The sequence below is a fragment of the Lentzea sp. NPDC004789 genome (genome assembly GCF_053601075.1).
Map to the genome: position 1 here is coordinate 698,675 of NZ_JBSGBE010000002.1, position 6,380 is coordinate 705,054.

Below are 6,380 nucleotides of genomic sequence, written 5' to 3' on the forward strand. Positions count from 1 at the left end.
CGGTGCTGACAGGTGACGCCTGTCACCCAAGAGGAAGACTCACCACGTGAGCGGGAACTTCTCCAGGCCACCGGCGAGACGGCCGCCGGGGTGCGACTCCAGCTCCGACTCCGGCACGGCGAGCCGCAGGCCGGGCAGGCGTTCGAACAGCGTCGTGAACGCGACGGCGAGGATGATCCGCACGAGCGGGGCGCCGGTGCAGTGCCGCATGCCGTGGCCGAACGTGAAGTGGTGGTTGGGCGAGCGGGTGACGTCGAACCGGTGCGGGTCGTCGAACGCGCGCGGGTCGAAGTTGGCGAGGCTGAAGTCCAGCATCACCAGGTCGCCTTCCTTGATCGTGACGCCACCGATCTCGATGTCCTCGCTCGCGTAGCGGGGCAGGACGGGTGAGCTGATCGTCGCGCGCATGACCTCGTCGACGGCCTGAGCCATGATCGTCGGGTCGGACATGGCCTTCTGGAGCTGGCCGGGGTTGCGCAGGAACAGCAGCACACCGAAGTCGAGGTGGCTGGCGAGCCCCGCGAGGCCGGTGAACAGCAGTGTGACGACGTGCAGGCCGATCTCGTCGTTGGTGAGACCGGTCTCGATGAAGCGGGAGATGACGTCGTCGCCGAGGTCCTCGCGGCGGCGTTCACCGATCTCGGCGGCGAAGGAGAAGAGCGGGTCCATGCCGGCCTCGGCGTGCTGCTGGTCGGACGCGCCGACGGTGTCCATCATGTCGAGCAGCTTGCGGCGGTCCTGCACCGGGATGCCGACCATGTCGCACAACGCCTGCTGCGAGTAGTCCATCGAGTAGGCCTCGTGCAGGTCGACCGGCGGTCCGGCGGCGATGATGGCGTCGAGCTTGGCGTTCGCGATGGCCTCGACGCGCTCCTTGCGTTCGATCACGCGGCGGGCGGCGAAGCTCTTGGTGTAGAGGACGCGTTTCTTCTCGTGGCGTTCTTTCTCGACCTCGATGTCGTCGCTGGTGACGAGCATGTCGAGCATGGGGTTGCGCAGGAACCTCGGCGCGGTGGCCGGGTCCTTGTGGCTGCGGCCCAGCTTGTTGTTCTGCAGCAGCGACTTCACCTCGGCGTGGCGGGTGACGAGCCAGCCCTCGTCGCCCGCGGGCGTCCGGATGCGGCACACCGGCGCCTGCTCCTGCAACCGCAGCCGGAGTTCGCTGAACGTCAGGATCGACGGCAGTTCGACCCCGATCAGGGGCAGTTCCTGCGATGTGGTCATCGGACGCCTTCCAGTTTCTCGATACGGGTGCTGAGCCAGTCCTCCATCACCTCGGCGACGACACCGGCGTCCTCCTTGACCATCGCCATGTGGTCGGTGGCGACGACGCGGATCTCGTCGGCGGGGACGTCGACGTCCTGGTTCGTGGTGACGAGGTCGGTGCCCTTGACTTCGTTGGCACAGCGGATGAGGAGCTTCGGAACCGTCGTGTGCAGGCCGGTGTCGATGATGAGCGGGAACCAGTGCGCCATCGCGGACAGGCGGGTGCTGTTCATGTTCACCGCGGGCGAGTCCATGGTGTTGAAGTAGTTCGTCGTGACGGCGTCGAAGTCCATGCCCTCGCTGGAGTTGTAGTTCATGCTCAGGGTGTCGAGCATGATCACCGCTTCCGGCGTGATGCCCCAGGTCTCCTCCAGCACCGCGGCGGCGAAGTAGGCGAGCGTGCCACCCGAGGAGTGTCCGACCAGGACGAACGGGTCGCCGTCGGTGCCGTTGAGGATGCTTTCCGCGACGAACCGGGCGGCGGCCTCGGTGGTGCGCGGGAGTGCTTCGCCTTCACCGAAACCGATGAGCGGCAACGCACTCACGTGCCGTTTGCCGCGCAGGTGGGCGGCGAGCCGCGCGTACATGTGCACGCCCGCGGTGGCGCCGGGGGCGCTGACGCAGACGAGCTTCGGCAGCTTCGGTCCGTCGGCGAGCGTGACGGGGGCGGGCAGGTCCTCCAGCTCGGCGGGGCTGTCGAACATCGGGCGGAGGTTGGCGACCGCCTTGAGCATCCGCAGGCCCTCGACGACCTTGCCGGTGGTGACGCTCTGCATGAACAGGCCGAACACCGTGTCCTGGGCGTTGACGACCGTGCCGTTGCCCGTGGCCGGTCCGGAGATGGTGCCGAGCTCGCCGTCGACCCTGGCGGCGAGCGCCGCGGGGGTGCCGCTGTCGAACACGGCGCTGCCCGGGAGCTTCAGGTTGAGCATGTCGTTGAGCTGGTTGCGCAGCTCGACGGCGATGAGCGAGTCGAAGCCCAGTTCCAGGAAGTTCTTCTCCGGGTCCACTTTGGACGTGTCGTTGTGGCCGAGCAGTGCCGCGCAGGTGCCGATGACGAGCTCGCGCACCTTGTCGGCGCGCTCGTCGGGGTCGGTGTTGCGCAGCCGGTCCAGCACGGTGACCGCGGTCAGCTGGCTCTGCCGCGGCAGGGTCTGCTCGCCGACGATGCCGCGCAGCAGCGGGGCGACGCGCTGCTGGTTCCGGTTGACGTGCATGGGGACCACGGCGGGCCGGCGCTCGGCGAGGGCGGCGTCGAACAGCGCGAGGCCCTGTTCGGCGGCCAGTGGCGGCATGCCGGAGCGTTGGATGCGGTCCATGGCGGCGTCGCTGAGGCCCGCGGTCATGCCGCCGTCCTGCGCCCACGGCCCCCAGGCGAGGCTGATGGTGCCGGGACGGTTCTTCGCGAGGGCGTCGAGGTAGGCGTTGGCGGCGGCGTAGTTGCCCTGGCCGGCCGCGCCCATGACGCCTGCGACGGAGCTGTAGAGGACGAGCAGCTTGAGGTCGTGCTGGGCGAGCAGGTGCGCGGCGTCGACCTTCGGCGTGAGGACGCCGGTGAGGCGTTCGGGGGTGAGCGCGTCGACGAGGGCGTCGTCCAGCACGCCCGCGGTGTGGATCACGGTGGTGAGCGGGCGGTCCGCGGCGGCGAACAGGGTCTGGACGTCGTTGGGGTTGGCGATGTCGGCGGCCGCGATGGTGACGGTGGCGCCCTTGTTCTCCAGTTCCCGCTTGAGGTTCCGCGCGCCGGGCGCCTCCTCGCCGCGGCGGCTGGCGAGCAGCAGGTGCCGGACGCCGTGCCGGGTGACGAGGTGTTTGGCGAGCTCGGCGCCGAGGCCGCCGGTGCCGCCGGTGATGAGGACGGTCTCGTCCTCGGCCCATTCGTGCCTGGCCTCCGGGTTCTCGGGGAGCTCCTTGAGGCGGGCGACCTTCACCTTGCCCTCGCGAACGACCACCTGCGGCTCGTCGCCGTTGACGAGCCCGGTCAGCAGGGCGCCGGAGACGTCGAGGCCGTCGCTGTCGACGAGCAGGAACCGGCCGGGGTTCTCGGCTTGCGCGGTGCGGACGAGGCCCCACACCGCCGCTGCCGCGAGGTCTTCGCCCGAGGCGGCGCCGCGGCTGACGAAGACGACGCGGGAGTTCTCGAACTTGAGTGCTTCCTGCAGGATGTTCAGGGCGCGCTGGGTGTTGGCGTGCACGCTTTCCGGGGTGTTCTCGCCGGTGACGGCTACGACGAACACGTCGGGAGTGGTGGACTGGGCGGCCTCGGTGAGGGTTTCGCCGTAGCCGCTGACGGACTGGCCCGCCGCGTACAACACGTGGGCGAGGTCGAACTCGTCGCCGCCGATGATGGCCCACCGCGCGCCCGTGATCGCCTTGGCGTCCACAGTGGACTTCACCCAGTCGACCTCGTAGAGCGCGGGGCGGCTGGCGTTGGGCTGGGTGCCCGGCGCCATGGTGCTCCGCGGCCAGAAGCGCTCGGTGTCGAACGGGTAGGTGGGCAGGTCGATCTTCTCGCCGCGGGCGGGCCAGCTGATCTTGCTACCGGTGGTGTAGAGCTTGGCCAGCGCGGTGATGAACGCGGTGACCTCGTCCTTGTCCTTGCGCATCGTCGGGATGGCGCGGTCGACGAGTGCGGCGAGGACGGCGCTGGGGCCGATCTCGACGAACGTGGCGTCGCCGATTTCGCTGACGTTGTCGGTGAACCTGACGGTGTCGCGGACGTGGCCGACCCAGTAGTCGGATTGTTGAACAATCCCACGAGTGATCAGCGGGATCGTCGGATCGTTGAACGAAATGCCCGCGATGGCCTCGCGGAAGTCGTCGAGCATCGGTTCCATCAACGGCGAGTGGAACGCATGACTGACCGGCAGCTGCTTGGTCTTGCGCTCGTTGAATCGTTCAACAATCCTACGTGCCTCTTGTTCCACACCGGCGATGACGACGGAGTCCTCGGCGTTGATGGCGGCCAGCGAGACGCCGCTGGTGAGGTGCGGCGCGACCTCGTCCTCGGTGGCCTGGATCGCGATCATCACGCCACCCGGCGGCAGGGCCTGCATGAGCCGGGCGCGTTCGGTGACGAGCCTGGCGGCGTCCGCGAGGGTCAGCACCCCGGCGACGTGCGCGGCGGCGATCTCGCCGATGGAGTGGCCGGCGACCTTGTCGGCCTTGAAACCGTAGCTCTCCAGCAGCCGGTACAGCGCCACCTCGAACGCGAACAGCGCGGGCTGGGTGTGGCCCGTCTGGTCGAGCTGCTGCTCGTCCTCCCACATGACCTGCTTGAGCCCGCCCGGCAGGTGTGCGAGGGCCGCGTCGAGTGCTTCGCGGAAGACCGGGAACGCCTCGTACAGCTCCTTGCCCATACCGACCCGCTGCGCACCCTGGCCGGAGAACAGCGCGGCGACCGGCTTGCGCGCCACGGCCCCGGTGGCGATGACGTCGCCGTCGAGGACCACCGCGCGGTGGTCGAACGTCGTCGGCCGCGTGGTCAGCAACGAGTACGCGACGTCCCGCGGCTCGCCCTCGATGCTCTTGAGCTGCTCGATGCGGGCCTTCAGGGCGTTCGACGACTTCGCCGACACCACGAACGGGTACCTGCCCGCGAGGTCCCGCACCGCGGCTGGATCGATCCCGGTTGGGCCCCCTCCGGGGGAGACCGAGGTCCCCACTCCAATCGTCTCAGAGGGGTCTGACAGTTCTGGGGTGGTCGTGTCGTGAGTGGACCGTTCAGGCGCCTCGGGTGCTTCCTGGATGATGACGTGGGCGTTGGTGCCGCTCACCCCGAAGGAGGAAATGCCGGCGCGGCGGGGTTTGCCGTTGCGCGGCCACGGCGTGGTCTCGGTGAGGAGGCTGACGTTGCCCGCGGACCAGTCGACGTGCGACGACGGCGTCGTGACGTGCAGGGTCGGCGGGAGGGTGTCGTGGCGCAGCGCCTCGACGATCTTGATGACGCCCGCGACGCCCGCCGCGGCCTGGGTGTGGCCGATGTTGGACTTGATCGCGCCCAGGTGCAGCGGGGTCGCGCGGTCCTGGCCGTAGGTGGCGAGCAGCGCCTCGGCCTCGATCGGATCTCCCAGCACCGTACCGGTTCCGTGCGCCTCGACGGCGTCCACATCGGACGCGGACAGGCCCGCGGAGGCGAGCGCGGCCTTGATCACCTCGCGCTGGGCCGGGCCGTTCGGGGCGGACAGGCCGTTGGAGGCGCCGTCCTGGTTGACGGCGCTGCCGGCGACGACGGCGAGCACGGGGTGGCCGTTGCGCTGGGCGTCGGAGAGCTTCTCGACGAGCAGCACGCCGATGCCCTCGGACCAGCCGGTGCCGTCCGCGTCGTCCGAGAACGCCTTGCAACGGCCTGATGTCGCGAGACCACCCTGCCGGGTGAATCCGGCGAAGTTCGAGGACGTCGCCATGACGGTGACGCCGCCGGCCAGAGCGAGCGAGCACTCACCGTTGCGCAGCGCCTGAGAGGCCAGGTGCAGTGCGACGAGAGAAGAGGAGCACGCGGTGTCGACCGTGACGGCGGGGCCTTCGAAGCCGAACGTGTAGGAGATGCGTCCGGAGATGACGCTGGCCGCGGTGCCCATGCCGGCGTGGCCCTCGACGTCCTCTTGCGAGGCGATCAGGACGTGACCGTAGTCCTGGCCGTTGGTGCCCACGAACACACCGGTGCGGGAGCCGCGCAACGTCGTCGGGTCGATGCCCGCGCGTTCGACGGCCTCCCAGGTGGTCTGCAGCAGGAGCCGCTGCTGGGGGTCCATGGCGAGGGCTTCACGCGGCGAGATGCCGAAGAAGCCGGGGTCGAAGTCGGCGGCGTCGTAGAGGAACCCGCCCTGCAGCGTGGCACTGGTGCCGCCGGCCAGCGTGCCGAGGTCCCAGCCGCGGTCGGTCGGGAACCCGGTGATGGCGTCCCGGCCTTGCGCCACCAGGTCCCAGAGGTCCTCGGAGGAGCGGACGTCGCCGGGGAAGCGGCAGGCGATGCCGACGATCGCGACCGGCTCGTGCCGGCTGGCCTCGACCTCCTCCAGCCGCTGGCGGGTCTGGGCGAGATCAGCGGTGACCCACTTCAGGTACTCAACGAGCTTCTCTTCGTTCGGCATCGCCGGAAACCTCTCCGTCGT

Annotated in this window: 1 protein-coding gene and 1 pseudogene; both read right to left on the minus strand. The window is 69.5% G+C overall.

Annotated features, from left to right (window positions below; all coding sequences use genetic code 11):
• Nucleotides 1-39: 39 nt before the first annotated feature.
• Nucleotides 40-1,224, minus strand: a complete 1,185-nt coding sequence (locus ACWEIJ_RS07110; RefSeq protein ID WP_449836253.1) for a cytochrome P450 — start codon at nt 1,222-1,224, stop codon at nt 40-42.
• A pseudogene (locus tag ACWEIJ_RS07115) lies at nt 1,221-6,359 on the minus strand (SDR family NAD(P)-dependent oxidoreductase); the annotation flags it as partial. The pseudogene ACWEIJ_RS07115 and the gene ACWEIJ_RS07110, both read right to left, overlap by 4 nt.
• Nucleotides 6,360-6,380 lie beyond the last annotated feature (21 nt).